Raw genomic sequence first — 26,501 nt, 5'->3', positions numbered from 1 at the left:
TCATGAAGCTAACGGTTGTTGACGGAGAGCCGAAGGGGCATTATCTGGGGCTCCACTTTCGCATCATCCTGCGCGAGGCCGTGCGCCGCGGCTGGCAGGTGCACCTTGTCACCACCCAACGGGCGCTCGATCACCAGGTGTTCGCGATGCTCAACGAGGAGTTTGCTGGAAAATTCTCCACCTCGCTGATGACCGATATAGTTAACTCGGAAAACTTCTCCAACAAGAAGAAGATTTGGCAACACTTCCAGCGGTGGTTCGCCATGCGCGACGGATTCCGCGCGAGCCTCCGCGACTTTCAACCCGACATCGTGTACCAAGTCGCGCTCGAAAAGAGCGACCTGCCGATGGGCGTACTCGGCTCGCCCTACGACAAAGCCCCGTTTGTCGGCTTGCTTATGAACCGCTACTTTCACGCGCCGACGATGGGTTTGCGGGTCGAGAAACTGAGTCGCCGCGACCGTCTGATGGGCTGGGCGTACGAGCGTTTGCTGCGTATTCCCACCCTCCAGCGCATCGTCAATATCGATCCTCTACTCACCGAGTACCCCAAGAAAATGGGCTGGCGAGGCGCGGATAAGGGCATCTACATTCCGGATACCGGCGCCTACAAACCGTTTGAGATTCGGCCCGGCGCGCGGGCTCACTTTGGTGTGCCCGAGGATAAGTTCGTGCTGCTGAACTACGGCGCGATGACGCCGCGCAAGGGCGTGGCCGAGATGATCGCCGGACTCGCGCACCCCGACTGCCCCGCCCATGTTGTGGGCTTACACGCCGGTCGCAGCGATGCCGGCGTCAAGGAAATGCTCGCTGGCGAAACCGCGCAGCGACTGGTCGCCGAGGGGCGACTGTTCGTCCACGACCGATTTTTGAGCGACGAAGAAGAGTGCGCGGCGTTCGTCGCGTGCGACGTGGCCTGGCTGGGCTACATCCACTTTTTTGGCATGAGCAGCGTGCTGATTAACGCCGGCACCATGGGCAAGCCGGTGCTTGCCCAAAACCAAGGGCTCTGCGACCACTTTGTCCTTGAGAACAATCTCGGCGAGGTGGCGAATGTCTTCGATCCGGCAGATGTCGCGCAGGCGTTGGCGAGGCTCTCCACTCGGCCCAAAGAGACTCAGGCCCAGGGCGAGAACAATCGCCGGTTCTCCGAGAACCACCGCTCCGAGTTGTTCGGGCAGCGCATTTGCGACGTATTGGCTACAGCCGGAAGCGCCGACGCGAGCTGAGCTTCACGATCAACAGCCCCACCACCGCGGCCACGCCACTGGCGACAAGAATCGCGAGCTTCGCCTGATTCTGAACTGCGGCCGAATCCAGCGCGAGGTTGCTGATGAAAATCGCCATGGTGAATCCCACCCCGCCAAGGAAGCCGACGCCCACAATCTGCCCCCAATTGGAATGCTTCGGCAAATCGCAAAGCTTGAGTTTCGCGCCGAGCCAAGCAAACGCCACGATGCCCAGCGGCTTCCCGAACACCAAGCCCAGGATGATGCCGAGCGACAAGGAACTGCCCAGCTGACCGCCGCCGAGCGGCACACCCGCATTGGCTAAGGCAAACAGCGGCAGCACGACAAAAGCGACGCCGCTATGGAGCAAGTTCTCGAGGCGTTGCAACGGGAACTGCGCATTCTCGATTGCCCGCTCCAACCGGCCAAGGTGATACTGCTCCTCGTCGGTCAGGTGCGGCTCGTCGCTGCTGCCGCCTTCTTCAATCTCTTGCAAACTCGCCTTCGCCCGCTCCAAAAACGCGGTGCGATCCATGCGCACCCATAGCGGAATGGTGAACGCGACGAGCACCCCGGCGATGGAGGCATGCACGCCACTGCTGTAAATGCCCGCCCAAACTCCCAGCCCCAGAGCCATGTAGGGGAAGAGTCGGCGCACCCCCATGAAGTTGAGCAGACCCATGGCCAGCAAAAACCCGGCCGCCACAAGCAGGCCCATGGCGTTGACGCCCGATGAATAGAAGAGCGTGATGACGAGGATCGCGCCGAGGTCGTCAACGATGGCGTACGCCGCCAGGAACACCTTCAGCGAGGTCGGCACGCGGTTGCCGAGCAACGAAAGCAACCCCAGCGAAAACGCGATGTCGGTGGCCATCGGGATCCCCCAGGCGCGCGCGGAAGCCTGACCCGAATTCAGAAGCAAGAAAATTCCCGCCGGAATCACCATTCCCCCGAGAGCGGCAAGCGCCGGAAGCGTGGCTTTGCGACGTGTGCTGAGCTCGCCCATAAAGAGCTCGCGCTTGATCTCTAGCCCCACCACGAGGAAGAAGATCGACATGAGGAAGTCGTCCACCCAATGGCGAATCGACATTTTGAACCCAGCATCGCCCCAACTGAGGCCAATCTTGGTTTCAAAAAAGCGGGTGTAAGCCTCCACGCCGACGACGTTGCTCCACACGAGCGCGACGATTGTGGCAGCGAGCAGAACGATGCCGCCCGCGCTGGTGGTGTGCGAGAACTCCAACAGAGGTCGGAAAAACCTTCGGCTCCGCGCGATGCGGGCCGCCCGTCCTGAACGGTTCGGCAAGGCGTCACCAAATTCGGAACGAGGCGCTCGCATCTATAATAGATACCCGAGCCGGGTGCCTATTTGCGCTTTCGGAGCAGGAGCAGCGCGCCGAGCCCAATGGCGGCGAGCGAGCCGGGTTCAGGCGCGACGATCATGCTAAAGCCATTTACGTCCGCTGCAGGATCAATCCAACTGAGTAACGTTTGCGTGGCGCCAAAGCCACCATCAAAGGATGTCCGCGTGAAGAAGTATCCGCTGTTCGACCCCAGAAGTCTGACGGCCGATTCGTTGTGGCCAAACAGCATATAACTGGGCCGAGAGGCTCCGATCGAAAGGTTATCAAATGCGTAATCCAACGTGTCCGAGGCGTTGCGGCGGGCATATTCGGTTGAGAACTGGTTTGAACCAGAGATGGTAGTCAAGAATCCTACCAAGTTGCCGCTTACATCTCCTCCACGAATCCCGCTATTCGTGCCTCCCCAAATACCCGCGTTGCGGAAGTTTCCGACCCAGGTACTCGAAGAATTGACGCCGATCAGGTAATCATAATCCTCAAAGTAGGTTGTTCGTTCCGCGAGCAGATAATACACGCCGGTGCTGCGCATGGCAGCTGCGCCTTCAAGGTACGAAAATCCGCCGCCCGCCCAAGCGAGGGGAGTGCCAATGGCAGCTCCTGTCGCTACGCTTCGGCGTAGCACGTTGCCCGAGTAACCGATAAGGAACTCGCCATCGTTCATACCTTTGGAGATGGAACCCGCCCCGGCACCGACGTCAACTCGCCCGCGATATTCGCCCGAATTGTAATCGTATTTGTAGACCCAACTGCCCGACAAAACGTAGGATTCGCCGGTTGATTGATACGAAATTATCGAGGTGCCGCTCGCCAGCAGATTGAAGTTACCCAGGTAGGTGTTGCTCACCGGATCCCACCGGTGAACCTTCAGCCCCTGCATCACCAGGCCCATTTCGTAGGAGGCGCTGGAGACGAGCGGCAGCGCGGCGAGACAACCTAAAGCAAGAGCATGTTTGAGCATGACTCTAGAGTTGTATCACACGCCGGGCGGATTTGGACGAACTATTTTTTGCCGACGCCGGAAAGGGCATCTTCGCCCATGATTTCCTTAACAATCATGTTCTGGTTGATGCGGTATTTCCGGGCCCGCGGCGCCATGACGTTGCACTCAATCTTCTCGCTGAGGTCAATCGTCGGGCCAGCCGCGGTCCAACTCGCCTTGGTTGTGCACAGCCACTTGTCGTCGTTGCGGTCGGGCGTGTCCATCTTAAAGTGAGCGCCGCGCGACTCGTCGCGGGTAAGCGCGCCTTCCACAATCGCCTTCGACATCTCGACCATATTTTGCAGCGCGCGGGTGAACGGAGCGGCCTGATTGCTCCACGCCGTGCCGTCAATGACGGCACACTTTTTCGCCCGATCGGTCAGATCGTTGAGGTCACTCTTGGCTTGCAGCAAGTCCTTTTGCACGCGCCAAATTCCGCAGTTGTTCCACATCACCTTGGTCAAATCATCGTGCACTTGATACGGATTGTCGGTGCCGCTGGACTTAAGAATGTCGTCATATTGCGACTGGTTCTTGCTGACCGCATCGGCCACCACGCTGCTCGCAAGGTCCTCACCAGTGGCGGGCAGATTGCGCAAATAGGCTTGCACGCCAAGGGCGGTCAATTCCCCACCAGTAAGGCAGGTAAGCAACGCGTTAGCGCCTAAGCGATTCGCGCCGTGATACTGATATTCGCACTCGCCGGCCGCATAAAGCCCAGGAATCGTTGTCATCTGATTGCGATGGCTATTCACGTCAAGAGTTTCTTCGTGGCCCTTTTCGTAGTCCACCCAAAGTCCACCCATCGTGTAGTGCTGAGCGGGATAAATCTTCATCGGCGTGACGATCGGATCTTCACGCATAAACTTCTCGTAAATCTCCAACACGCCTTCCAGTTTGTCGTTGATCTGGTCGCGCGTAAAGCGTCCGCCACGATCTTGGTGAAGGTGTGTGATATCGAGATAAACCTGTTGCTTAGCGCCGATGCCGCGGTTCATGCGGCAAACGCAGTAAATGATAAAGCTGACAATATCGCGGCTCAGCAAGTTACCGTACACCGGGTCGAGTTCTTCGCAAACATACCAGCGATCCTGCTCAGGAATATCCACCGGTTTGCGGCTGTCCATGGGGTCGCGCGGCGTCCAAACTCGGCCCCCTTCCCCACGTACCGACTCGCTCATCAGGCGACACTTATCTTCGCCGACAATCGCGGTCGGGTGAATCTGCACCATCTCGGGGTTGGCGTACACCGCCCCCTCTTGGTAGCAAATGCTCACGGCCGAACCCGAGTTGATCACCGAGTTGGTCGTGCGGCCAAAGATGATCCCGTTGCCGCCGGTAGCGATCACGACCGCGTCGGCGGCGTGACCCTCAATCTTCATGGTGCGCAGGTCTTGCGCCACGATTCCGCGGCAGCGACCTTCGCTGTCTTTGATTAACCCCGTGAATTCAAAGGCTTCGTACTTTTCGACCAGGTTTTGATCCTCAAATCGTCGCACCTGTTCGTCCAGCGCGTACAGGAGCTGCTGTCCGGTGGTCGCCCCGGCGTGCGCCGTGCGATGCTTCAGCGTTCCGCCAAACCGTCGGAACGAGAGGAGGCCTTCCGACGTGCGATTGAACGGCACGCCCATGCGGTCGAGCAGGTAGATAATGGCGGGCGCGCGCTCGGCCATGCGCATCACCGGCGGTTGGTGGTTCAGGAAGTCGCCACCGGTAATCGTGTCTTCAAAGTGCAGAAACGGCGAGTCGCCCTCGCCGCGCAGGTTCACCGCGCCATTGATGCCGCCTTGCGCGCACACGCTGTGACTGCGCTTCACGGGCACCACGCTAAACAGCTTCACCTTGTGCCCCGCTTCAGCGAGTTTCAGGGTGGTCATGAGGCCGGCCAAACCGCCTCCCACAACAACAACGGTGCGTTGGGCTGCCATGTCTTTCGGCTAGTTTACTCAGGCTTGGGTCAATCGTTGGCGCCGTCGTCAATCCATTTGACAAGCAAATCCATGTCGGCTTGGCTCACACGACCGCGCGGAGGCATTTTCCCGCTGCGAATCGCCTGGATCATGCGGCTGTTGTTGGCGGTATCGCCAATGACACCGCTCTGCTTGGCCGCGGCTCCCGAGGCGAGGCTCACCCGCCCGCGCGACTCGCGAATATGGCAGCTGCCGCAGTTGCGCTCCAGCGCATTCTGCACATCGGCGAACACGAGTTTGCGCGTGGGGTCGGGCGCGGCGGCAAGCGTCGCGCCAGCGGGAGGCGTAAACGCAAACACCTTCACATCGAAATCGGTCTTTAGAGCTTCCATGGCCGAGACCTGGACCACCACGTCGGCGCCGCGGGCGGTTTTGTAGGTCGCGCCTCGCGCGATGCCGGTCTTCTTATCAAAGAACACCGTGATCGGGCCCTTTTCGCGGCTGAGCGATGCTTCGCTCATTTGCACGCCACGCACGGTGCGCCCGTTTCCGGCCCGCGAGCTGGTGACCTGCTTGGCGAAGTTAGCATCGAAGAATGCCGACCACGCCCAAATCGCATCGTCGGCGAAGAGCGCCTTCGGCCAGTCGGTGCTGACCGGCGTTTGTGTATAGGTTTTCTTCGACTTGTTATACACCGTGGTCATCTTGCCGTCCACCAGGGTGAGGGTCGTGGGCGTCTCCCACTTCAGAAATCCGGGCTTGCCGAGCATGAGCGTTTGCTCTTCTTGATTGCCGCCAATCTCGGTAACCGTGAACGTCACGGTGAATTGGCTGGCCCCTTGCATGGCGGTGAAATGGGTTTCCACCGGCCCGACGGCGGGCGGCGTGAAAGCCAGCAAAACGGGTGCGGCGATGGCGAGAGCGAGAACTTTCATGGTGTTATCTTACTTGCGGTTTCAATGAAATTGACGGACTTCGACCGCGGCGCGGCACGCGACGGCGGCTTTTTTGCCCCACTCGATCGCCTCGTCCATGCTCGCGACCTCCAAAACCCAGAGGCCACCCGCATACGACTTGGTGTCTAAGTACAGACCCGGCGTCACTTGGAACTCGTCGCCGCTCGCCACAATGGCGCGGGCTTCATCGCGGCCCTGTAACCCGCCGACAAAGCGGCGGATGTTGGCGGCGACCATCTCGTCGTTCAGGTCGTCAATCGCCTGCATCATCGCGGCATCCACATGGCTGGATTGGAAATCCTCGGCGTGGTGAATGGTCACCAAAAAGTTGGGCATGCCGACAGTCTACTTGCGCGTGTGACGCTTGAAGAATTCCACCATCGGGCCCACCCACTTCTGGTCGAATTTGTGGCCGCCATCGGTGATGTAGGTTTGCACCTCCATGCCGTTGGCCCCCTTGTACGTGGTCAGCGGCCCCTTCTTGCCGACTTCCTTCACATCGTTGAGCTTCAGCGCCACATCAATGGACGCTTGCTGGATCGGCCACTTCACGGTTTCGTCGCCGGTGCCGCCGCCAATGAATGCCGGCACTTGCTTGGTCGGGTTGTACCGTCGGAACCCGCCGCTACTGAACGGCGCAACCGCCGCGAGTTTCTCGCCTCGGGCCGCCCACAGCAGAAACGACATGCCGCCGCCGTTGCTATGGCCCATGGCGTACACCCGGTTCATATCAATCGTCCCGCTCTTTTTGAAGTGGTTGTAAACGGCATCAAAAAACGGAACGTCGCGGGTCTTTTCGGGATCGGTGCCGCGAATCTCCCAGCCATTCTTCTTGCCCTCGGGGTCGGTCATACCGGGCGTGGGCAAGCCTTGCAGGTACACAACCGTGGCTTCGGGCCAATCCTCATGAACGTGATAGCTGCGCGAAATAATGCGCATATTGCCGCCGTGACCGTGGAAACACAGCACCAGCGGCGCGTTGGCTGTGTTGGTTCCGGCAAAAACCAGGGCTTGGCGGTCGAGGCCGTTGACCTTGAAATCCAGGACGACCGGTTGAGCGAGGCTGAGCGCGAGAGCGGCGGCGATGATCATGCGGTTAAGGACGCGGCAACCCCGCGAAAGTTCATCCGCCGAACTCGCTACAATGGGAATATGCGTACTTTTGCGGTTATGTTCCTGGCCGGTTCGGCCCTCGCCAGTTGGGCTTGGCACGATACCGGGCACATGGTGATCGGGCGGATTGCCGAGCGGGAAATGACCGCTGACCCGGCAAAGGTCAACGCGCTGCTAGCGAATCTCCCGGCGAAAGATGCCGCCGAAGGCAGCTTTGGCTACCCCACGCTGGGGGCGGGCAGTTTGGGTTCTGGTCCGGAACTCGCTGGTCAGCCGAGCGCGCTGGATTGGGCAAGCGTTTGGCCCGACAAAGTGCGCCGCACCTGGATGGATCGACCTGACTGGCACTACATTAACTATCCGGTCCTCGGTCCCGGCGGCAAGGCTCCCGCGGAACGCCCGGGCAACGTCGAAAAAGCGATTGTGGCCATGGTCGAATTCGCGAAGAACACCGGCAACCCGGCTAACTCGCGCGCCGTCGCTCTGGCGTGGGTGTGTCACCTCATCGGCGACCTGCACATGCCGCTCCACGCGACGGCCTACTACAGCTCGCTCCACCCCGAGGGCGATCGCGGCGGCAACATATTTTTCTTGCGGAAGGACCCCGTGACCCACAAATGGGAGCCCCGGAAGGACTGGAACCTGCACACGTTTTGGGACAAGATGGGCAAGGCCGAGGATCTCGGCGTTTCGGTGATTCTCGACCGCGTGCTGGACCTGAACTTCGGGACTCCGCGCTATACCAACCTCAACCAGATTCAAGCAAATGTCGGCGCGTGGGCACGCGAGAGTTTGCAGATTGCCAAGACTTCGGCGTACAAGGAGGTCAAGAACGGCTGGCTCGTGCCGCTCAGCCCGTTCGCCACGACCGTGAGCCCTGAGTATCAGCGCCGGGCGCAAGAGGTTTCTCTGGAGCGGGTGAACCAAGCGGGTCGCCGACTCGCCGCCGTGATCGACTACATTTTCCGCGATTAGGGTGTGCGGCGACGGGGCCGGAGGCTGAGCTTTTCGGCTTCGCTCGACATGAGGTGGTCGCCGGGGAATTTGGTGAGCCCTTCTTGCGCGACGTCCAGCGCCTCGCGGCGCAGGCCGAGATCGCGGTTTACGAGCACCAGCCAGCGATAGGCTTCCTGCGCGTGAACCTTGGTGTCCTCGTCCATGCGGCTCACATCGGCGGGCGCGATTGCCGCGCGGGCACGGTCGAGATACACCTTCCCTGCCTTCAAATTGTCGAGCGGTCGCACGTAGGTGTAGGCGATTTCCTTGAGCAAGGTGATGCTGTTGGGGTTGGCCCGGAGACCCTCTTCCAAGTAAGCCAGCGCCTTGTCGTAAGCGGCGCGGTTCTTCTCGCGGCACATCACCGAGGCCCCGACCGTCCAACCGGGGATAAATTGCGGGTCAATCCAGGTCATCAGCCGAAACAGCGGCAACGCACCCTTGGGGTCGTTGTGCGAGTGATTCCGCATGTCTTTGTAGCTGGAAGTTGCCCGCTCGATGTCGCCGAAAATGCCTCGGAAATCGCGCTCGCGACTCGGGATGACGGTCACCACGGCCGCGTGGCCGATCTCTTCGTCAAGGCCGTCGTGGGAGTTCTCGCTCACCACATTGCGCTGCTTTTCTTGGTCCAGCATCGGGCGCATTTGCACCCCGTTATGCAGATAAAGATCGGTGCGAACCCACAGCCATCCGCTGACGCTGGTGCGAAACTGCCCGATCAGCGACAGCGAACCGTGCGTCTCGTGCGCGTCCAGCCCGGCAACCGGCGCGTCGGGATTAGCGATCGGACGCACGCCCTGAATGGCGATGCCACCCATGGTGAGCGCGGCGAGCGCGGTAGCCGAACCAATGAAAGCCTTCATGGTCTTAAACCGCCTGGCGTCGGAACTTGAGCCACGACACCCCGAGCATGGCGCTGGTGTAGAGGACCGCATAAGCGAGGAGCGCGCCGACCACCCACATGGGAACCATGCCCCACTGGTCGTTGGCCACGCGGCTGCCGAGATCGAAAAGATTGACTTGCGGAAGCACGCCGTTGAGCGCCTTAAAGAAAAATCCGCCCGCACCCGGGTTGGCGTCATTGGCCATGACCAACGCCCGCACGATCATGCTGCTGCCGAACGCGAGGATAAAACTCATCGTGGCGGCGGCGGCCGGAGTCATGAGGGTGCTCAGGGCGAAGGTGACGCCGCACACCACGGCGAGTCCAAACATCTTGCACAGCAGGTACTGGAGCATGATCGGCTCGAACGTCACGCGGAAAATCGCGAGCGAAACGGCGGTCACCACGGCGAGCAAAAGGAAGCTCAGCCAGCTCACGGCGATGGCTCCGGCGAGCTTGCCGATGAGCAAATCAATGCGTCGAATGGGCCGCGCGAGCAGCGGGTACAGCGTGCGATTCTTGATCTCCTCGGGCATCAACCGCGAGGTGGTCGTGATCGCGATGATCGTCGAGAACAGTCCCAGCACGCTCACCGCGAGGTCCTTGGCGAACGACTGTAAGCCTTGGAATCCGAAGAAGCCAAGGGCCCCTGCGCTCAGCATGATGATAAAGCCAAGAATGGCGATTACCCAAAGGTCTTTGCGGCGGATCGTTTCGATCACGACGCCGCGGGCGATGGCTTTCCAAACTTGTGTCATGCGGCCTCCTGAATGGTTTGAATAAAGTAGTCTTCGAGCGAGCCTTCTTGCGAGACAAGATCAATGATCTGGCCGCCCGCTTGGTTGATCCTGGCGACGGCCTGAATCAGCAATTCCTTATTGCCGAAGGTTGCGCGCTGGGATTGGGCACCAGTCTTGTCAATGTGATCGGCTAGGTCCGTGAGGTTGGTATGTCCGGCGAACTCAATCGCGTAATTTCTCAGCTCGTTTTTCAGAGTCGGCAAGTCGCGTTCTTCGACAAGCTTGCCTTGGTGAATCAGCAGCAGGCGATCGCAAAGCATCTCTACTTCGGCCAACTCATGACTGCTAAAAAAGAGGGTCGCGCCGTTGCGTTTGCGTTCTAGCAACAGGTTGCGCAGTTCTTTTCGGCCGACCGGGTCGAGACCGCTGGTCACCTCGTCAAGGATGAGGAGTTGCGGCGAGCCCAGCAGGCTTTGCGCGATGCCAACTCGCTGCAGCATGCCCTTGCTCAGGGTGCGGTTTTGCTTCTTGAGGGCATGGCTCAGGCCGACGATTTCCAGCAGTTCGCAGGCTTCCTTTTGCAACGCGGCGCCGCGTAAGCCTTGCACTTCGCCGTACAGCTTAAGCGTTTCCAGCGGTGTCAAAAATGGATAGTAGAGCGCGACTTCGGGGAGGTAGCCAATTTTGGCATTGGCCGACGGTTGGCCAGCTTTTTCGCCGAACACCAGCGCCTCGCCGAACTTCGCTTCTTGAAAGCCCATCAGGTGCTTAATCGTGCTACTCTTCCCGGCCCCGTTGGGGCCGAGGAATCCGACGACTTCACCAGGAGAAACCGAGAAACTCAGGTCGCGAACCGCCTCGACAACCTTGCCATCTTTCTGGCGATATTGGATGTGGAGGTTCTTTGCTTCAAGAGCCAATGCGCTCATACTGCAAATTGTTGGCAGATTACGGCCAAAACCTCAGCCAAGTTGTGAACTTTAGCTCGCGCGCTTGCGCACGGAATTGAGGAAAGGATCGAAAGATTGCGCGAATGTTTGGAAGCGCGTGGCGACCATCTTTTCGTGGGTATCAATGACCGCGCCCAGTTGGTAAGAAGTTCCGCTCGGCGAGGGCTCGCAGTGTCGCACCACAAAGGGGACACGAAGCAATCCGGATTCGAGCGAGAAATCAATCACGAGTTCCGAGCCCACCGCGACGTGGTTGGAGACTTGCAGCCCAATGCCGTTTACGCTGATATCCAGCACCCGCACCCCTATGGAGACGCCGTTGATCCGGGCCGATGGCCGAAGCTGCACCTCGTAGCGACCCACCTGTTCGCAAGGCGTGATGCGCAGATCAAAGTTGAGCTTGATAAACAGGCCGTCTTTCGTCAGTTCTTGCACCGTGGCGGTGAAATCAATCCGCCGCCCATGCTGCACAACGTAACAAGTCAACTTGCTCACGCCGGCAAACTGCTGGGCTTGCGGACACTCGATCTGAACCGAAGTTCCGTCCACCATTCTCACATAACCCGAGACCCAATGATCCGTACCAGGCGTGCAAAGGCTGATGCGGTAATCGGTCAGGAATTCAAAATTCGCGGGCATAAGTGATCCTTAAGTGAATCTTTGGCCCGACGCCCCTCGATCACTAGGGGATTTTGTTAAATTTTTCGCAAGAAGCCGCTGAAATTGGTGGGTGCCCTGTTCTTTTGTGGCACTGAACCGACCGCGGTCATAAAATCGGGACTTCAACCCCTTTTGCACGAGTTCAACCACCACCTCATCTTCCCGCTCCACGCGGTCGAGGGCGGCCCCGGCGCCTTCCTCAATCTTGCTTTCATCCCACACATAGCAAAGGAATCTCACCTTCGTCAGTTCGGGGTTAATTGGCTGAATCACGTTCACGCTCAGCCCCCATGGGTAGAAGTTCAGCATCAAGTTCGGGAACATCCAGAAGTAGTAGGCCGAAATGCGCTCGCCATGATCCGGGGACGATGTGGGCAAGTTGAAGATGCCATCCGCGCCGCTCGCCCGACCTAACTGCAGGTTGCCGTGCTCAAACATCTCGGTCGTGTAACCGGCAAAGTCCAATTGCGCGTTGAGCTCGGCGTGGATAAACGGAATATGGAGGCCCTCCAAGTAGTTCTCCACGTACAGCGCCCAGTGCGCCCGCACCAGATAGTCGCGCGACCGCTCGGGCGAGAACTTGAACTCGTTGAGCGGTAGCCACCCAACCCGCTCCATAACCGGGCGAAACACGTCGGCGAACGGCGCTTCCGGCCAGATGCTCGCGAAGAGCAACTTATCCCACTGGGCAAACGGCACCGCCGTCAAGTGATCGTTCTCGCCGGGAAAATCGCAAACGCCCTCAAACTCGGGCATATGCTGAAACCGGCCGTCCAGCCCAAAGCGACGCCCGTGGTAGCGACACCGCAAAAAGCGCTCATTGCTCAGCCCTTCGCACACCTTCATGCCGCGATGCGTGCAGACGTTGCTCAACAGGTGCAGCGTGTCGCTGGTGTCGCGGGTGAGCACCAGCGGCTCATCCAAAAAACCTTCGAGCAGCGTGATCGGCTTGACGGTGCCCGGCGCGCGCAGGTCGTCGGTGTCGCCCAGAAAGTGCCACGCCCGCCCAAACACTTCGTTCTTGCTCCGCTCAAACAGCGCCGGATCGTGATAGAACGAGCCTGGCAGCGTCCAGGCTTTCGCGATTTCGGGGTCAACAGTCAGGCGCGGATCCATGCTGCGAGTTTACTCACGCCTTGCTTTAGACCCGAACTGCCATAATGGTTGCTGGCCCCGCATGAAGAAGTTTTACGTCACGACCCCGATCTATTACGTCAATAGCGTGCCGCACGCGGGCCACGCGCTGACCATGATGGCGGCGGACGTGGTGAAGCGTTACCAGCAAATGCACGGGCGCGAAGCCGTGTTCCTCACCGGCACCGACGAAAACGGAACCAAAGTGATGGAGGCGGCGGCCACCGCGGGCGAAACGACGCAGGCTTTTGTGGACCGCATCAGCGCGACCTTTGCCGACTGCGCGCGCGACACCGGTTGCGACGTGGACATCTTCTTCCGCACGTCGAGCCAGCGCCACTACGAAGCCGCCCAAGCGCTGTTTGCCAAGCTCCAAGAAAACGGCCATATCTTCCTGGACAAATACGAGGGTTGGTATGACGTCTCGGCGGAAACCTTCGTCAAGGAAAGCGATCTGGTGGACGGCAAGAGTCCCGATGGCAACGAAGTGCGGTGGGTCAGCGAGGAGAACTATTTCTTCCGCCTGAGCGCGTTTGCCGAGCCGCTGCTCGCCAAGATTGAGGCCGAGCCGAACTGGATTTTGCCCGAGAGCCGCAAAAACGAGGTCGTCAGTTTCATCAAGCAGGGCCTCCGCGACATGTGCGTTTCGCGCAGCAATCCGGGTTGGGGCATCCCCGTCCCCGGCGACGATAGCAAGGTCATCTACGTTTGGTTCGACGCGCTGATCAACTACCTCGCCGCGAGCGGTTGGCCGAACGCCGGTTGGGAGGAGCTTTGGCCCGCCGACATCCACTGGATGGGCAAGGAGATTCTCACCCGTTTTCACGCCACGCTATGGCCAGCGATGCTCATGGGCGCGGACCTCCCGCTCCCGACTTCGGTCGTGGCTCACGGCTGGTTTACGTTTAACGACGCCAAGATGAGCAAGTCGCTGGGCAACGTGCTCGGCCACAACGAGATCATGGCTTTCTTCCGGCGGATGGGCTGCTCGGACGAGATGGCGGTGGACGCGTTGCGGTTCTCGCTTATTCGCGTTCTGCCCTTCGAAAGCGACTCCAACTTTACGCTCGACGAGATCGCGAAGAACTTTAACGCCGACCTTGCGAACGACCTTGGCAATGCGCTGAATCGCAGCTTGAGCATGGTGCACAAGTTCGCCGAGGGCGTGGTGCCCACCGCTGCTCCGGAAGCCGCGCAGGTTGCGCGAGTAGTGCAGCTTCGCGACGAAGCCGCGGCTCACTTCGCGACGCACCGCTACAATTTGGCCCTCAACAGCGCGTTGGAAGTGGTCCGCGAACTCAACCGCTACATCGCCGAAGCCGCGCCTTGGACCCTGGCCAAAGAAGGCGACGCCCGGTTGTCCGCCGTTCTCGCGACGATGCTGTTTATGCTGCGATCGGCCGAGGGCATGATCCGCCCGTTTATGCCGAGCGCGGCCAACGAGCTCGCCCGCCAACTGGGATACGACGCCACGCAAATGCTCACCGAGTGGTCGCGAATTGGCGACCCCGCAACCATGAACGTGGGCGGCAAGGTCCTGGAGCCGAGCCCCATGTTCCCCCGCATTGACCTGAAACTTATGGAAACCGAAAAGCCCCAAGCACCCGCCGCCCCTGCGGCGCCCGCCCCGAAGAAGGAAAAGCCGAAGTTCGAGCAACCCGCCGAAATTGACATCACCGACTTTATGAAAGTGAAGCTCCAAGTGGCGCGTATTCTCGAAGCCGAACCGGTGGAAGGCAGCCAAAAGCTTGTGAAGTTGCAGGTGATTTTGGGCGAGGAGCGACGGCAAGTCTTAGCCGGAATCCGCGCCAGCTACGAGCCCGCCGACCTTGTGGGCCGCCAGGTCATTGTGGTGGCCAACCTCAAGCCCGCCAAGCTGATGGGTCACGAAAGTCAAGGCATGATTCTGGCCGCCGATGGCCCCGACGGAACCGCGATTCTGCTGCAGCCGGAAGCCGAGGCACCCGAAGGCACCAGCGTTCACTAGGCCGACTTACGGCTGGCTTCAAGCTCGTCCAGGAGCTTGAGCACGCCACCGCGGACCAACTGATACACTTTCTCGAACCCTTCGGGACCACCGTAATAGGGGTCGGGGACCTCGCTGACCGGGCCATCCAGCAACAACCGAATACGGCTGGCGTCGGCGCCGGGGACGCCGCGTATATCGGCCAAGTTGGAGCGGTCCATGGCGACGAGCAGGTCGAATTCGGCCAGGTCTTTCACCAGAAGTTTGCGCGCCCGGCTCCGCCAATTGTGGCCGTGCTTGGCCAATATCGCGATGCTGCGCGGGTCGGGGGTTTCGCCTTCGTGCCAGCCGCCGGTGCCCGCCGAATCCCAGTCGTAGTCGGCTTCGAGTCCACGCGCCTCCACCTCATCCGCGAAGATCGCTTCGGCGATGGGGCTCCGACAGATATTGCCGAGGCAGACGAACAGCACGCGGGTCATGGTTAACAATTATGTCGGCACTTTCATGTCAAAGTGAACCTATGATCCCCCACCCGAGGTTTTCGCTTTGAGAAAGAACGCCCTGTTCGGCATCTTCCTCACCGTTTTCCTCGACATGCTGGGGTTCGGGATGTTCATTCCGGACTTGCAGATTCGCGGCAAGCAACTCGCGGCGCAAGTTCTCGGCGTCAACCCATTGTCAGATAGCGTGCAACTGGGCATGCTCGTGGGCTTTTCGCTCGCCATTTTCTCGCTAGCGCAGCTGATTATCTCGCCGATCATGGGTCGCCTGAGCGATGCCCGCGGCCGCAAAATCGTGCTGCTTTGGTCGGCTATTTTCACGCTGATTGGCTACCTGATCTATGCCAACGCGACCAGCTTCTCGCTGATCATGGTGTCGCGCCTGATGACCGGCATCGGCGCGGCGAATCTTGGGGTGGCGTTTGCCTATGTGGCCGACGTGACCACGCCCGAGAACCGCGGCAAGGGCCTCGGCATGATTGGCGCGGCATTTGGATTGGGCTTCGTCTTGGGGCCGCCGCTCGGCGTGCTCCTGCTTCATCTCGGCAAGGATTCGCCGGCCCTGCTCGGCTATGTCGGTGCGGCGCTGATTCTGGTCAACGTGCTGTTTATCCAGTTCGGGCTGGCCGAATCTCCCCGCGAGAACCTGGGCAAAGACGCGCCATCGCTCTGGCAAAATTTCCGACTCGCATGGACCTACCCGCAGCTGCGCTTGCTGCTCATCATGAGCTTTGTGCTCTCGCTCGGGTTCACCAACCTCGAGACAACGTACTTCCAGCTTTTGGAGAGTCCTCGCTCGAACTACCAACTCACGGCCGAACAGGCGAAGGTCGCCGGCGGTTGGGTGCTCACCTTCGTCGGCGTGGTCGCCGCCATTATGCAAGGCGGGCTGGTCGGCCCGGCCATCAAGCGCTTTGGCGAGATCAATCTGGTGAAGTGGGGGTTCCTCATCACCGCGATCGGGCTCCTGCTGGTGCCACACGGCACGCTCTGGGCGCCGACGCTGATCGTTGTCGCGCTCATTGGTATCGGCAACGGCCTCGCGAATCCGAGCCTCAGTGCGCTCACCTCGCATAATGCGCCGATCACCATGCAAGGCGGAATCTTTGGCATCTCGATGGCGCTGGGCGCGCTGGCCCGGACTGTCGGCCCGATTGTCAGCAACCCGTTGTTTCAAAAGAACCCGGCCTACCCGTACCTGCTCGGCGGCGGACTCATCCTCATTCCGGCGTTCGCGGCCTGGGGTCTGCGACCGGTGCCGCCCGCCGAGTCTGCGACGTAAAAAAATAGCACCCAGCAAGCTGGGTGCCTCTCTCCTTATCATTGCAGTATTAGGTTGGTTGGCCGGACTCCGGAATCGTCCGACAGGGTGTAACGGTGCAAGTCGGGGGCCAATCGGCTTGGGCGGCCACGAAACCGCGACTTTTGCCGGGTACCTTGAACGAGAATGTTGCCACGAACGCCGCTAATCTGTGCCCCAACGCCGTGCCATCTGCTCCCCCGCCTGAGCGAGCAGTTGGGCGTGGAGTTGTGGATCAAGCGCGACGACCTCACCGGCTTCGCGGGCGGCGGCAACAAGGGCCGAAAACTCGAATTCCTGTTGCCAAAAATCCTGGCCGAGGGCGCGGACACGGTGGTGACCAGCGGCGCGAGTCAGAGCAATTTCGTGCGGCATCTCGCCGTGGCGGCGCGCATGGTCGGGCTGGAATTCCACGCCGTAACCATGCCCATGCCGTTTGAGCCCGGTCGCCAGGAACCCGGCGTGGTTGCCCATTTGGGCGGAAACCGCGTGCTGACCGAATTGGTGGGCGCGCACCTCCACGAGTTGCCCGACGGCACGTGGGATGAGCTTGATGACGCTGCGCTGCATTTGGCGGAGAAGCTTCGCGCTGACGGCCGTCGTGTGGCGGTGGTGCCCTTAGGCGGGAGCAGCGTCGAAGGCGCGTATGCCTTCTATCTGGCCGCGCAGGAACTTGCAGCCGAATTCGATCACATCGTTTGTCCGACCAGTTCCGGCTCCACCCACGCCGGGCTCGCGACGGCATTTGCCGGGCGCGCGACTGAAGTGTGGGGCATGGCCGCCGACCCTGAGCCCGAGTTGGCCGATGTGGTGCTCGATCTCGCCGGTCAACTCGCGGCGATGCTGGACACCGCGACGCCGCATTCGGTCAACCTTTCGACCGACTTTGTCGGCGCGGGCTACGGGTTCCCCAGTCCCGCCGGAACCCATGCCACAGTATTACTGGCGCGAACCGAAGGCATCTTCTTGGACCCGACTTACGGGGCGAAAGCGTTCGCCGGGCTGCTCGACATGATTGAGGCAAAAACCCTGCGCGGCCGTATTTGCTATTGGCACACGGGCGGATTTCCGGCCCTCTTCACGCACGGCTCGGGAACCTGAGACCCGGCGGACCCGTCTATGGAATGCAAATGAAGCGAAGTTTGATTGCGATGATCGGCGTTTTGGCCGCCACGAGCCTCGTCCACGCGGACGATAAGGCGCTGGCGATTGCCGAAATCCAAGCCGCGTTGGCGCAAAACCAGCGCTCCAACACGTGCTCGATCATCACCACCGGCTCGCTCCGCGTCAACAACAAAGTTGACGAGTTTCGCATTGAGATTTTCCTCGACGCCGGGACCAAGACCGTGCCACCACAGCTGATGATTCGCGAGTTCCTCGGCCCCGAAAACGGGCAGCTTTCTCAAGTGGCGGCCACCTGGGTGCAAGACGAGATTCTTTACGCGTACAGCTTCCGCGGCAATGTGTACTCGGCGACGCCGTTCGGGGCGCAAACCCGCAGCGCGTCGCAAACCCCCATCGACTCGCTGCTACAAAAGCTGAATGCGACAACGCGTAGCCAAGTCGTTCATTTGGTAAAGTTTCTTGGCGATACCTACACACGCAACGCGAATAGCTGGCGACCTTGGCAGCCCACCGCCACCTTCGACGAAGGGCTCTTTGTCTTGGAAACGGGTAACCGGACCGAGCAGTTTTACTACGGAATCAACGATCCCGATCTTGACATCGTTGGCGACGAATGGCTGTCCACGCTCACCTACTTTAAGCGCGAAACGCTAATGGGTGAACTCCGCACGACCAAGTGGTCGGCCGCGATTTATCCGGGGTCGCTGCCCAACGATGCGGGGACGTTTAGCTTCCGCTTGCCGGCGGGAGCGAAGCTGATTCAGCCGGGCCGTTAAGCACCGCCAAGAGCTCGGTTTCGAACTGTTCCCACGCGTCTTCGGTGGGCAATCCGTGCATTCGCAGCGCCGTTCCATCCGGCCGAATGATCACGGCGAGCACCTTTTCTTCAAGATGGAAGTTGCTCCATTTCAGCAGGCTCAGCGTCGAATCGCTCAACAGGTAGGTTCGGCGATGGCGCGAGATCGGCATGCACTGGTCGAGTACGGCAAGGTGCTTGCGTTCGGCGACCGGCGTCACGTAGGCAAAGCTGATCTTGGGGTGGCCCGGTGCCGTGTCATCCAAAAGGCGCGCCCAGATTTCCCACGTTGCGATGTGCTGAAAATCGAATCCGAAAACCCAGACCGTGCCCGGCTCAAGGAGTCCTTGGCCACCGATGAGCGAAGTCGCCTCGAGGGGCGGCGGACCTTCCCCCGATTCAATTCGCGTCGTGAATTCCGGTTTCCAAAGCATCTTGTCTAGAATTTTGCCACTTTCTTAGATTTACTTTAGGTTTTGCGCACGCGAAAAAGGAGTCGCGACCCGGTGGAACCGGGCAACAATTCCAGATAGCGGCCGCGAACCGCCTCCGTCACGAGTACTTTCCAGGCAAGACCAGGGTCGCTCATCATCGCCGTGCGCTCGTCATCCGGGAAGGGCGCGCCGCCGCTCAGCGCGGTCAGCCATCGGTCGCGCGTCTCCTTATCTTGCAGACCCAAGTTGAGATAAACGTGGCTAATGCGGTTGCGCAGCAGGCTCGCCATGTACTGTTCCACCGTGCTGTTCGGGCCTTGATCCAAGAGCATCGAGTGGCCCGGATTCGCCCAGATGTAGTCGCAATCTAGCAGGTAGCCGAACACCTCGTCGTAGAGCGCCACCCGACCTGGCCCCACCGCGGACGTCACGTCACCCGCGATCTTGGCGAAGGGGGTCATTTCGCGCTGGTAGGCGAGTCGCTTGTCGGCGGAGCCGATCGAACTGAGCTGCCCGGCGGTGAGAATCGTGTGCTGCAAGTACACGGTGTAGAGCGCCTGCACACCGGCCAACGCCTTGAGCATCATGGCCATGGCATCGCGCCGCGCGAAAAGGTCGGCGGCGAGCACAGCCACCACCACATAAGTTCCGCCGAGGTAGCGGGCCTGCTGGCTCAGTACCATCCACACCGCCAATTGCACGCCCACAAACACCGCGCCCACGACGGCTAATCGCGACCGCCGCAGCGTTGCCAAACTCGCGACCAGAGCCAGCACCCACGCCGCGCCGACCGCGCCTTGCGGGAAGCCCGTCCCTGCCTGTGGGTTGGGGTTAATATAGCGTCCGGGCTGATAGCCCAAGCCCAAAATGGCGTGCCCCGGCTGCATGCCGACGCCAAACGACTTTTGCTCGAAGCTGTAGGTGTCGGCGCGCCATTGATCCCAGCCGCGCCCGCCGAGCGAGCTATAGAAAAACGGATACACCGGGTTGCCGGTGTTGACCACGTTGCGGACAAACCATCCGCCCGAGATGAGCAGCGCGATTCCCGCCGCGAGCGCTAAACCGCGCGCCGCTCCCGGCTGGCCGCGCCGCCCCAACCCCAACACGAGTGCAACGGCGACCAATCCAACCCCGGCCAGCATGCCCGTCGTCTTGCTGCCAAGCGCTCCGCCCAAGAGCAATCCGGCGACGGCCCATGTTGGACTTTCCTCGGTGAGGCTTAGCAAGCCATACACCGCGCCAAGCCCGAAGTAGACGCCATGGCTCAGGTCAATGTAACCCGTGCCCAATTGGCTGAACATCACCGGCATGCCGAGCGCCAGCAGCAGCACCCACGGCGTGGCCGAGGCATGGCCGCGGCGGGCGAGCAACCCTGAAATCGTGATCGCGCCCAGCACCGGAATCGCCACGGTGAATGCCCTCGCCATCGGCTCCTGATTCGCGCTCAGCCCGACCATGAACAGGCTGTCTATGGTGAACGGAAAATTGCTGTGGTGGATGAACGGGATGTACGCCGTGGCATCGGCCTTTAGCCAAAGCTTGGGAACGGCAAAGTGATAAGCGAGCGTGTCCCATTCCAGCGAGGTCGGCAACGACATCGCGCTGACGACGCCAAAAATGAGCCCGACCAAGGCGACTAGGCTCCAGATTCCCGGCTTCGGACGCCAGCCCTGAAGGGGTTTCACGAGCATGGCCAAACCAACAATCGCGGGCAGGCAAAGCGTCCAGCCGAGCCGTGGCGGCAGCACAAAGAAAGCCGCCCAACCGAGCACCGTGAGCCCGACCAAACCGCCGATTCCGATGGATTCCGTCTCGCTGAGGCCCGGCGCGAGGCGACGCACCAACGGCCGAAAGAGCCCGGCGAATCCGAACGCGACGAGAAAGGCGAGGAGCACGCCGAACATGAGAACGATTATAGCTAGGCGGGTAACCTCGGCGAGTGCGAAGGTTCTGGCGCATTTATCGCGAATTCGCCCGCAGTTCGATTCAACGAGAACTCGAATTTCGGGCGAATTTCTTCGCGAAAATTCTGCGCAACATGGTGTGGATCGTTTTCTTCATCGTGATTTTGCTCGTCACGTACTCGCACACGGAGATGGTGGCCGGCTGGAACCGGCACGAAGCGGCGATTCTCGCGGGCTCGTGCTTCGCGGTGGACGCCATCATCCGCACGTTCGCATTTTCGCTAATGGAGATTCCGCAGCAGGTGCGCATGGGCACCCTCGATTTCGTGGTGACCAAGCCGGTGGACGCCCAGCTTTGGGTGAGTTTGCGCAAGGTGAGCCTCGACCAGTTGGGGCAGTTCATCGCCGCGATCATCTTCATTGGGTGGGGCGCGGCGAACCTGGGCCGCACGCCAACGGTGCTCGATTGGGGCGCATTCGGCGCGCTCATTCTGTGCGCCGTGGGCGTGTTTTTCGGCATCATGAGTTGCCTCATGACGCTCGGCATTTGGTTTGTGCGGGTGGACAACCTGTGGGTGCTAGGCGACACCGCGTTCCAGGTAAGCCGCTTCCCGATTGACATTTTTCCGGTGGCGTTGCGGCGGGCTCTGACCTACGGGCTGCCGATCGCGTTCATCAGCACCATCCCCGCCAGCGCCTTGCGCACCGGCGCGAGCCTGCCCATGTTGGGGTTGGGAATTCTGTACGCGTTCCTCAGCCTCGCCATTTGCCGGGCGTTTTGGGTGTATTCGGTGCGGCATTACTCCAGCGCGAGTAGCTAGTTCCCGAAGCCCGTGCCGGTGCCGAGAGCCTGGCCGCGTCGCCCGATGCCGAACGGCGTTTCGAACGGCACCGCCTTAATGCGAAGGTAGATTCCAAACTCCGTTCCCCGGCGGAAGCCGACCCGCGTGTCACTCACCTGGACGATCAGCTCGGTGCAGTGCATGTCGTAAATGGCTTGGAGTTGCCGACTTTCGAACTGCTTGAGGTAGCCGTTGTAGCTGAGCAAGGCGTTAAATCGAAACTGCTTATAAGTAAGTCCTTCGGCGTAGATATTGACATTTCCCCAGACATGACGCTCGGCGTCGAACCTGGTGCCGAAGTTGAGGAACTTGTCCTGCGCGAAACGCAACCCACCATTGATCCGCACGTTTTGCCACTTTGCGCGAAGACTGTCGTAGCTAGTGGTCGTTCGCACGTACAGGTCGCGGGTCGGCTCGTAGTCGAGGCGCATGTTCACGAGCTGCCACGGTGCGAGATTGCGTTCCTTGTTCCGGAAGTCGTAGCCCGTTTGGAACCCCGCCCTGAATCCCCGCCCGAACTCGGACAGCATGTCCACCGTGCTAAGGTTCGACTTGCCGGATCGGTCGATGCCGAGCGGCGTGAAGCCCTCCGGCTGCAGGTAGTTGTGCCGCCAATCGAGGTACGACTTTTTGCCAAACTGCCAGCGGTAACCGCCGTCGAGCGCGACCACAAACTGCGCCGTATCGTCGCTGTAGAGGCTCTGCCGAAACCGCGAATTCACGCGGAACTCGGAGCCGTTTTTGGCTCGCCAATTGCGGTTGACGCTGCCATCAAAGTTGGTGCGCGTGAGGCGCTTGCCTTGGGTCTCGCTGAGTTCGCCAACGCTCAGTTCGGCGCGGATGGGCCACTCCTTGGCAAAGGGCGAACTGCCCCAACGCGAGCTTTCGGTGCGCCAGGTGAAGAGCGGCGTGCGGTCGGCGGCGCTGAAGAAGTTGGCCGTGGTTTCGATCGGAATGGCCCGTTGGTAGAGCAGCTCAAACTCCGAACTGCTGAGCTGTTTGGTGGCCCGGAATCGCAGGTCGAGTTGCTCGCGGCGAGTGGTCAGCGCGGAGCTGGTGCTCTTGGATTCTGAGCCGGAGAGAATGAGATCGAGCGAGGTGCGAGTTCGTCCACCGAGTTCTCGCTGGTCGGATAACGCAAAGTTTGAGTTCTTAAAATTGAACGTTGATGAATCCGAATCAGTGCGATTCCAGGTCAAGCGCGTGGCGCCGTTGCCAATTCGGCGACCAATGGCCGCGCGTGTGGTCCAGTTTGTGGTGCCCGGCGCGACCAAGTAGTTGTTGGCCTGATAGACGGAAGAAACGGTAAAGTCTGCGCCGAGAAACCTGTCGCGATGATCAATGCTCGCAAGGCGACTAGCCGAGGCTCCGGTCAGCCCATACACCCGCGCCAGCCCGGTTCGGGCGCCCGACCCATACCGGTAGTCGGCCCCTAAGCCAAACCCCAAGCGCGTGAAATAGTCCACGCGGCTGGTCACGATGTCCCGCGCGCCGCGAGCAAATGAGAACTGGTTGAGGATGTAGTAGCCTTCGTCGCGACTGTAACCCATCTTCGGCGTGTACCGCTCGCCGCGCTCGTTGAGCGGGATCGTGAGAGTCGGCAATGAGAAGATCTTTTTGCCCCCGATATGCAGCGAGGCACCGCGCAGAATCAAGCGATCGCCGCGACGCAAGTCGCTTTCGACCGCCTCGATGTGATAGTGAGGATCGGTTCGATCGCACGAGGTGATCGAGGTACCCCGCCCCACCAGCCGATTTCCGCCGCCGCCGAAGCCGTCGCTCGTGATGTAGAGCGGGCCGGTCAGCCGATTGCCAATGCTTTCCGGCTTCACCACCGTCTGCGAGCCCTCCGCCTCGTAGGTCTCGTCAAGGAAGTTCACCACTACCCGCGACCCCGCGATTTCGGTGCCCTTGCCTTGCACACGAACCCGGCCCGTCATCTCGAAAATGCGGGTGTTGAAGTTCCCCACGACCTCGTCGCAAAACACCTCAAACCCGCGATAAAGAAAATGGATATCGCCCTTCGCGGCAAAGTTGCCGTCGCCGTCTCGTTGAGAGTCGCCGGCGTTGAGCAGCACAAACTTCTTGTCTGTGAGTTTCGGCTCGGGCAGGGTCTGCTTCGGCGGCGGGGTGGGGAGCTTTTTTGCCATCTCCACGCCGCGCTTGATCACGCTCCCCAAATGCCCCATTTGCGCGGGAGCAATTGCCACCAGCAGGGCCGCGGCGAGCACGCCCAACGACCTCATTCGGCGCGCCTCAGCATCCACAAGCCCAGCAGCAAGAACACCACGTTCGGCGTCCACGCGGCGGCGATCGGCGGCAAATAGCCGTTGCGACCAATGATTTCCTTGGCGATGACGAAGGCGTTGTAGTACACCATCACCAGCACGAAGGTGAGCATCACGCCGACGAACGGGCCGTTCCGCGCGAACGACACCGCCAGCACGGCGCCGGTGAACGCAAATATGGCGCAACTCGCGGGCAAGCTGTAGCGCAGGTAGAACTCGATTTCCAGGTTGCGCGGGTCCAACTTCGCCTCGCGTTGGGCGGCGATCGCCGCCCGAAGTTCGGGAATGCTCATCTCCTGGGTTTGCGATCCGCCAAAGAAATTCTCCACGCTGATGCGCTGGTTGATGCGCATCTCGGATTTGGTGCGAATCTGAGTGAGGTCTTTGCCCTTGAACACCCGCACGGTGGCTAGCGGAAACACCCAGTTGCCCTGCCGATAGCTGCCTTGATCGGCGATCACGACCGTCTCCTCGCCGCGCGAATCCTTCTGCGCGAGCATCACGTTGCTCATGTTCATCGTGTCGCCCTCGCCGCGCGTGACCGTGCCGATTGTGACAATCCAACCGTTCAGACTCAAGGACACATTGCTTTTGAACGTCGGCTGCAAAGCAAGCTGCCCCATTTCGCCGAGCAACTTGGTGGAGGCGCGCTCCGAGCGCGGCATCAAATGCTCGGTGATCCAATAGTTGAGACCGGCTCCGAACACCCCCGCGATGAGCACCGGCACCAGCACGCGGCGGATCGGAATTCCGGCGGAGCGAATCGCCGTCAGCTCGCTTTCGCGGGCTATCCGGGAGAGACTCAACGAGGCGCCCAGCGCGATCCCCACCGGCATCGTCAGTTGCAACCAGCTGGGGGTTTTCAGCAAGATGAATTGCAGCACGGCCACAAAGGGCACCCGCTGCATGTTGATGTTTTGATCCTTGTAAAGGGCGATCAGCTGGTTCGCTTGGAACATGAGCACGACCATGAAGGTGCCGATGAGAAACGGCAGCACCATCTCGCGCAACACGTAGCGATCCAGCTTTTTCAAGTTGAAACTTCCCTTCCCAGGAGGCGCACCAGGGCGTATGCGGCTCCCGCGACGACCAGCACAATGACCGGAATCGCGGCAAGGCCAGGTAGCTTCACCACGACGATCGGGAGCCCGACAATGAGGCCAACGGTGATCGCCCAACCCAGCATCAGTCGCGCGACCAAGCCGGCGCTCGAATTAGTCACCGAATGCAGAACCAGCGTATCGCCGCACGAGGCGCAGAAGATCGCGCTCAGGTTCGTTGTGGCTCCGCACTTGGTGCAAACCTGCGTCTCGCCGGACAGACTGTCGGCGCGGATATGGCCGCGCATTTGCCAATGCTCAAACTCGCGATGTTCCTGCGAAAAGTGCGCCTTGTGCAGGTCCGGAATCACGCGCGCGCCGATCGCGATTGCGCGTCGCATGTCGCCGGTATCCCACACCGACGCGGCCACGCGAAACTCGGTGCCGGGATTCGGCCTCTGCCTAAGCGTGTCGCAGTATCCCCGGATTTGATCCTGATGAATGCTGCCCATGGCGCGCGCGTGGGTCAGGCTTTTTATGATCGGAATGGCCAGCAAACTCGCCACGCTGGTGCCCATAAACACAAATCCCAGCGCCGGAGTGGGCGGGTTGGCGGTGAAGTAGCCGAGGCTAAACGCCACGCAAATGCAAAAAATGCCGGGCAGCACTTCCAGCTCGCCCATGATCATCCAGTTGATTGCCAGATAAATCCAGATCCCGATCGGAATCCAAACCAAGCAACCCCCTACGCACCCGAGCGGGTTCGCCGCAACCCTGTCGACAAAGCTCATGCCTCGGGCTCCTTTTTCTCACGGAATTTGCTTTCGGTTCCGTTGCGGATGCGGACGATGTTTGCCCGGTGTTTGAACAAAATGAACGCGGCAATGACGCTGTGGAAGACGATGGCCACCGGCGGCATTTTGAAGAGCAAGTCCCAGAGCGGCAGCGAGGCGGCGGCCACGATGCTACTAAGACTGACGTAGCGGAACATCGCCAGCAGCGGCAAAAACACCACCGCCGAGCCCAGCGCCACGAGCGGAGTCGCGCCGATGACCACGCCGAGCGTGGTGGCCACGCCTTTGCCGCCTTTGAACTTGAGGAACGGCGAAAACGTATGCCCCAGCACCGCCGCGAGGCCCAGCCACAGACCGCTCTCGATGCTGTGGAGCATGTGCACGCCATAGAGCGCGGGCGCCAGTCCCTTGGCGATATCCAAAAACAGCACCAGCAAACCGGCCTTGGCGCCGAGCACCCGGTTGACGTTGGTCGCACCGATGTTGCCGCTGCCCGCTTCAAAAATGTTGACGCCCTTTGCGCGGGCCACGAGGTACCCAAAGGGAACCGCGCCCAACAAAAACGCGAACGGCAACAGGGTCCAGTGATTCATGGTGC

At 60.5% G+C, this 26,501-nt stretch carries 25 protein-coding genes; 7 read left to right on the top strand and 18 right to left on the bottom strand.

Annotated features, from left to right (window positions below):
* Window positions 1–2: 2 nt before the first annotated feature.
* Window positions 3–1,229, top strand: coding sequence for a glycosyltransferase family 4 protein (locus tag JNJ45_11440; GenBank protein MBL8049281.1), 1,227 nt, complete (start codon window positions 3–5; stop codon window positions 1,227–1,229).
* Here JNJ45_11440 and nhaA read toward each other — a convergent pair.
* From nhaA to JNJ45_11410, 6 genes are read right to left on the bottom strand one after another with little or no spacing between them, the layout of a single operon-like run.
* On the bottom strand, window positions 1,201–2,568 hold the full coding sequence (nhaA, locus tag JNJ45_11435) for a Na+/H+ antiporter NhaA (protein ID MBL8049280.1): 1,368 nt from the start codon (window positions 2,566–2,568) through the stop codon (window positions 1,201–1,203). The two genes, JNJ45_11440 and nhaA, sit on opposite strands and share 29 nt — an antisense overlap.
* 26 nt (window positions 2,569–2,594) lie before the next feature.
* The gene (locus JNJ45_11430) at window positions 2,595–3,551 is read right to left on the bottom strand and encodes a PEP-CTERM sorting domain-containing protein (protein MBL8049279.1); all 957 of its coding nucleotides are present in this window, start codon (window positions 3,549–3,551) and stop codon (window positions 2,595–2,597) included.
* Window positions 3,552–3,592: 41 nt separating this feature from the next.
* Window positions 3,593–5,500 carry a succinate dehydrogenase (quinone) flavoprotein subunit gene (gene sdhA, locus JNJ45_11425; protein MBL8049278.1) on the bottom strand — a complete coding sequence of 636 codons (1,908 nt, stop codon included), beginning with the start codon at window positions 5,498–5,500 and terminating at the stop codon, window positions 3,593–3,595.
* A 29-nt stretch (window positions 5,501–5,529) separates the two neighbouring features.
* Window positions 5,530–6,417, bottom strand: a complete 888-nt coding sequence (locus tag JNJ45_11420) for a hypothetical protein (protein MBL8049277.1) — start codon at window positions 6,415–6,417, stop codon at window positions 5,530–5,532.
* Between the two features lie 21 nt (window positions 6,418–6,438).
* Window positions 6,439–6,774 (bottom strand): hypothetical protein, encoded by a 336-nt coding sequence (locus JNJ45_11415; GenBank protein MBL8049276.1) that lies wholly within the window; start codon window positions 6,772–6,774, stop codon window positions 6,439–6,441.
* A gap of 9 nt (window positions 6,775–6,783) precedes the next feature.
* Window positions 6,784–7,530, bottom strand: coding sequence for a hypothetical protein (locus JNJ45_11410; GenBank protein ID MBL8049275.1), 747 nt, complete (start codon window positions 7,528–7,530; stop codon window positions 6,784–6,786).
* A gap of 60 nt (window positions 7,531–7,590) precedes the next feature.
* On the opposite strand from JNJ45_11410, the gene JNJ45_11405 reads away from it, so the two are divergent.
* The gene (locus JNJ45_11405; GenBank protein ID MBL8049274.1) at window positions 7,591–8,526 is read left to right on the top strand and encodes a S1/P1 nuclease; all 936 of its coding nucleotides are present in this window, start codon (window positions 7,591–7,593) and stop codon (window positions 8,524–8,526) included.
* On the opposite strand, the gene JNJ45_11400 is transcribed toward JNJ45_11405, so the two are convergent.
* Genes JNJ45_11400 through JNJ45_11380 form a run of 5 tightly spaced genes read right to left on the bottom strand, consistent with a single transcriptional unit; the run spans window position 8,523 to window position 12,896 of the window.
* Window positions 8,523–9,410, bottom strand: coding sequence for a hypothetical protein (locus JNJ45_11400; protein ID MBL8049273.1), 888 nt, complete (start codon window positions 9,408–9,410; stop codon window positions 8,523–8,525). The two genes, JNJ45_11405 and JNJ45_11400, sit on opposite strands and share 4 nt — an antisense overlap.
* A gap of 4 nt (window positions 9,411–9,414) precedes the next feature.
* Complete coding sequence (locus tag JNJ45_11395) at window positions 9,415–10,188, bottom strand: ABC transporter permease subunit (GenBank protein ID MBL8049272.1); 774 nt, start codon at window positions 10,186–10,188, stop codon at window positions 9,415–9,417.
* Window positions 10,185–11,099 (bottom strand): ABC transporter ATP-binding protein, encoded by a 915-nt coding sequence (locus JNJ45_11390; GenBank protein ID MBL8049271.1) that lies wholly within the window; start codon window positions 11,097–11,099, stop codon window positions 10,185–10,187. The genes JNJ45_11395 and JNJ45_11390 overlap by 4 nt, the downstream gene beginning before the upstream one ends.
* Window positions 11,100–11,150: 51 nt before the next feature.
* Window positions 11,151–11,759 carry a PilZ domain-containing protein gene (locus JNJ45_11385; GenBank protein MBL8049270.1) on the bottom strand — a complete coding sequence of 203 codons (609 nt, stop codon included), beginning with the start codon at window positions 11,757–11,759 and terminating at the stop codon, window positions 11,151–11,153.
* Window positions 11,760–11,768: 9 nt separating this feature from the next.
* Complete coding sequence (locus tag JNJ45_11380) at window positions 11,769–12,896, bottom strand: Rieske 2Fe-2S domain-containing protein (GenBank protein ID MBL8049269.1); 1,128 nt, start codon at window positions 12,894–12,896, stop codon at window positions 11,769–11,771.
* A 61-nt stretch (window positions 12,897–12,957) separates the two neighbouring features.
* On the opposite strand from JNJ45_11380, the gene metG reads away from it, so the two are divergent.
* Window positions 12,958–14,901 (top strand): methionine--tRNA ligase, encoded by a 1,944-nt coding sequence (gene metG / locus JNJ45_11375; GenBank protein MBL8049268.1) that lies wholly within the window; start codon window positions 12,958–12,960, stop codon window positions 14,899–14,901.
* On the opposite strand, the gene JNJ45_11370 is transcribed toward metG, so the two are convergent.
* Window positions 14,898–15,359 carry a low molecular weight phosphotyrosine protein phosphatase gene (locus JNJ45_11370; GenBank protein ID MBL8049267.1) on the bottom strand — a complete coding sequence of 154 codons (462 nt, stop codon included), beginning with the start codon at window positions 15,357–15,359 and terminating at the stop codon, window positions 14,898–14,900. The genes metG and JNJ45_11370 overlap by 4 nt on opposite strands.
* Window positions 15,360–15,426: 67 nt before the next feature.
* Here JNJ45_11370 and JNJ45_11365 point away from each other — a divergent pair, with 67 nt between their 5' ends.
* From JNJ45_11365 to JNJ45_11355, 3 genes are all read left to right on the top strand, one after another.
* On the top strand, window positions 15,427–16,662 hold the full coding sequence (locus JNJ45_11365) for an MFS transporter (protein MBL8049266.1): 1,236 nt from the start codon (window positions 15,427–15,429) through the stop codon (window positions 16,660–16,662).
* A gap of 165 nt (window positions 16,663–16,827) precedes the next feature.
* Window positions 16,828–17,781 (top strand): pyridoxal-phosphate dependent enzyme, encoded by a 954-nt coding sequence (locus tag JNJ45_11360; protein MBL8049265.1) that lies wholly within the window; start codon window positions 16,828–16,830, stop codon window positions 17,779–17,781.
* Window positions 17,782–17,810: 29 nt separating this feature from the next.
* Window positions 17,811–18,581 (top strand): hypothetical protein, encoded by a 771-nt coding sequence (locus JNJ45_11355; GenBank protein MBL8049264.1) that lies wholly within the window; start codon window positions 17,811–17,813, stop codon window positions 18,579–18,581.
* Here the strand turns inward: JNJ45_11355 and JNJ45_11350 are convergent.
* Together JNJ45_11350 and JNJ45_11345 are read right to left on the bottom strand one after the other, a co-directional pair.
* Window positions 18,532–19,035: a hypothetical protein gene (locus JNJ45_11350; GenBank protein ID MBL8049263.1), complete on the bottom strand. Its 504-nt coding sequence runs from the start codon at window positions 19,033–19,035 to the stop codon at window positions 18,532–18,534. The two genes, JNJ45_11355 and JNJ45_11350, sit on opposite strands and share 50 nt — an antisense overlap.
* 35 nt (window positions 19,036–19,070) lie before the next feature.
* Complete coding sequence (locus tag JNJ45_11345) at window positions 19,071–20,939, bottom strand: hypothetical protein (protein ID MBL8049262.1); 1,869 nt, start codon at window positions 20,937–20,939, stop codon at window positions 19,071–19,073.
* Window positions 20,940–20,974: 35 nt separating this feature from the next.
* Between JNJ45_11345 and JNJ45_11340 the strand changes: the two genes are divergently transcribed.
* Window positions 20,975–21,760, top strand: a complete 786-nt coding sequence (locus JNJ45_11340; GenBank protein MBL8049261.1) for an ABC-2 family transporter protein — start codon at window positions 20,975–20,977, stop codon at window positions 21,758–21,760.
* Here JNJ45_11340 and JNJ45_11335 read toward each other — a convergent pair.
* From JNJ45_11335 to plsY, 4 genes are read right to left on the bottom strand one after another with little or no spacing between them, the layout of a single operon-like run.
* Window positions 21,757–24,027 (bottom strand): LPS-assembly protein LptD, encoded by a 2,271-nt coding sequence (locus tag JNJ45_11335; protein MBL8049260.1) that lies wholly within the window; start codon window positions 24,025–24,027, stop codon window positions 21,757–21,759. The two genes, JNJ45_11340 and JNJ45_11335, sit on opposite strands and share 4 nt — an antisense overlap.
* Complete coding sequence (locus tag JNJ45_11330) at window positions 24,024–25,103, bottom strand: LptF/LptG family permease (protein MBL8049259.1); 1,080 nt, start codon at window positions 25,101–25,103, stop codon at window positions 24,024–24,026. The genes JNJ45_11335 and JNJ45_11330 overlap by 4 nt, the downstream gene beginning before the upstream one ends.
* Entirely contained in the window at window positions 25,100–25,900 is an 801-nt protein-coding gene (locus tag JNJ45_11325; protein MBL8049258.1) for a hypothetical protein, read from the bottom strand. The genes JNJ45_11330 and JNJ45_11325 overlap by 4 nt, the downstream gene beginning before the upstream one ends.
* Entirely contained in the window at window positions 25,897–26,496 is a 600-nt protein-coding gene (plsY, locus tag JNJ45_11320) for a glycerol-3-phosphate 1-O-acyltransferase PlsY (GenBank protein ID MBL8049257.1), read from the bottom strand. The genes JNJ45_11325 and plsY overlap by 4 nt, the downstream gene beginning before the upstream one ends.
* Between the last annotated feature and the right edge of the window lie 5 nt (window positions 26,497–26,501).

This window comes from Chthonomonas sp. (assembly GCA_016788425.1).
Classification (GTDB): Bacteria; Armatimonadota; Fimbriimonadia; order Fimbriimonadales; family Fimbriimonadaceae; genus JAEURQ01.
The sequence above is the reverse complement of the archived record's forward strand: the minus strand, read 5'-3'. Positions and strand labels throughout refer to the sequence as shown.

Excerpts from the sequence above, each read along its gene's own strand:
- JNJ45_11440 (MBL8049281.1), top strand. The coding sequence starts at position 3 with ATGAAGCTAACGGTTGTTGACGGAGAGCCGAAGGGGCATTATCTGGGG.
- nhaA (MBL8049280.1), bottom strand. The coding sequence starts at position 2,568 with ATGCGAGCGCCTCGTTCCGAATTTGGTGACGCCTTGCCGAACCGTTCA.
- JNJ45_11430 (MBL8049279.1), bottom strand. The coding sequence starts at position 3,551 with ATGCTCAAACATGCTCTTGCTTTAGGTTGTCTCGCCGCGCTGCCGCTC.
- sdhA (MBL8049278.1), bottom strand. The coding sequence starts at position 5,500 with ATGGCAGCCCAACGCACCGTTGTTGTTGTGGGAGGCGGTTTGGCCGGC.
- JNJ45_11420 (MBL8049277.1), bottom strand. The coding sequence starts at position 6,417 with ATGAAAGTTCTCGCTCTCGCCATCGCCGCACCCGTTTTGCTGGCTTTC.
- JNJ45_11415 (MBL8049276.1), bottom strand. The coding sequence starts at position 6,774 with ATGCCCAACTTTTTGGTGACCATTCACCACGCCGAGGATTTCCAATCC.
- JNJ45_11410 (MBL8049275.1), bottom strand. The coding sequence starts at position 7,530 with ATGATCATCGCCGCCGCTCTCGCGCTCAGCCTCGCTCAACCGGTCGTC.
- JNJ45_11405 (MBL8049274.1), top strand. The coding sequence starts at position 7,591 with ATGCGTACTTTTGCGGTTATGTTCCTGGCCGGTTCGGCCCTCGCCAGT.
- JNJ45_11400 (MBL8049273.1), bottom strand. The coding sequence starts at position 9,410 with ATGAAGGCTTTCATTGGTTCGGCTACCGCGCTCGCCGCGCTCACCATG.
- JNJ45_11395 (MBL8049272.1), bottom strand. The coding sequence starts at position 10,188 with ATGACACAAGTTTGGAAAGCCATCGCCCGCGGCGTCGTGATCGAAACG.
- JNJ45_11390 (MBL8049271.1), bottom strand. The coding sequence starts at position 11,099 with ATGAGCGCATTGGCTCTTGAAGCAAAGAACCTCCACATCCAATATCGC.
- JNJ45_11385 (MBL8049270.1), bottom strand. The coding sequence starts at position 11,759 with ATGCCCGCGAATTTTGAATTCCTGACCGATTACCGCATCAGCCTTTGC.
- JNJ45_11380 (MBL8049269.1), bottom strand. The coding sequence starts at position 12,896 with ATGGATCCGCGCCTGACTGTTGACCCCGAAATCGCGAAAGCCTGGACG.
- metG (MBL8049268.1), top strand. The coding sequence starts at position 12,958 with ATGAAGAAGTTTTACGTCACGACCCCGATCTATTACGTCAATAGCGTG.
- JNJ45_11370 (MBL8049267.1), bottom strand. The coding sequence starts at position 15,359 with ATGACCCGCGTGCTGTTCGTCTGCCTCGGCAATATCTGTCGGAGCCCC.
- JNJ45_11360 (MBL8049265.1), top strand. The coding sequence starts at position 16,828 with ATGTTGCCACGAACGCCGCTAATCTGTGCCCCAACGCCGTGCCATCTG.
- JNJ45_11355 (MBL8049264.1), top strand. The coding sequence starts at position 17,811 with ATGAAGCGAAGTTTGATTGCGATGATCGGCGTTTTGGCCGCCACGAGC.
- JNJ45_11350 (MBL8049263.1), bottom strand. The coding sequence starts at position 19,035 with ATGCTTTGGAAACCGGAATTCACGACGCGAATTGAATCGGGGGAAGGT.
- JNJ45_11345 (MBL8049262.1), bottom strand. The coding sequence starts at position 20,939 with ATGTTCGGCGTGCTCCTCGCCTTTCTCGTCGCGTTCGGATTCGCCGGG.
- JNJ45_11335 (MBL8049260.1), bottom strand. The coding sequence starts at position 24,027 with ATGAGGTCGTTGGGCGTGCTCGCCGCGGCCCTGCTGGTGGCAATTGCT.
- JNJ45_11325 (MBL8049258.1), bottom strand. The coding sequence starts at position 25,900 with ATGAGCTTTGTCGACAGGGTTGCGGCGAACCCGCTCGGGTGCGTAGGG.
- plsY (MBL8049257.1), bottom strand. The coding sequence starts at position 26,496 with ATGAATCACTGGACCCTGTTGCCGTTCGCGTTTTTGTTGGGCGCGGTT.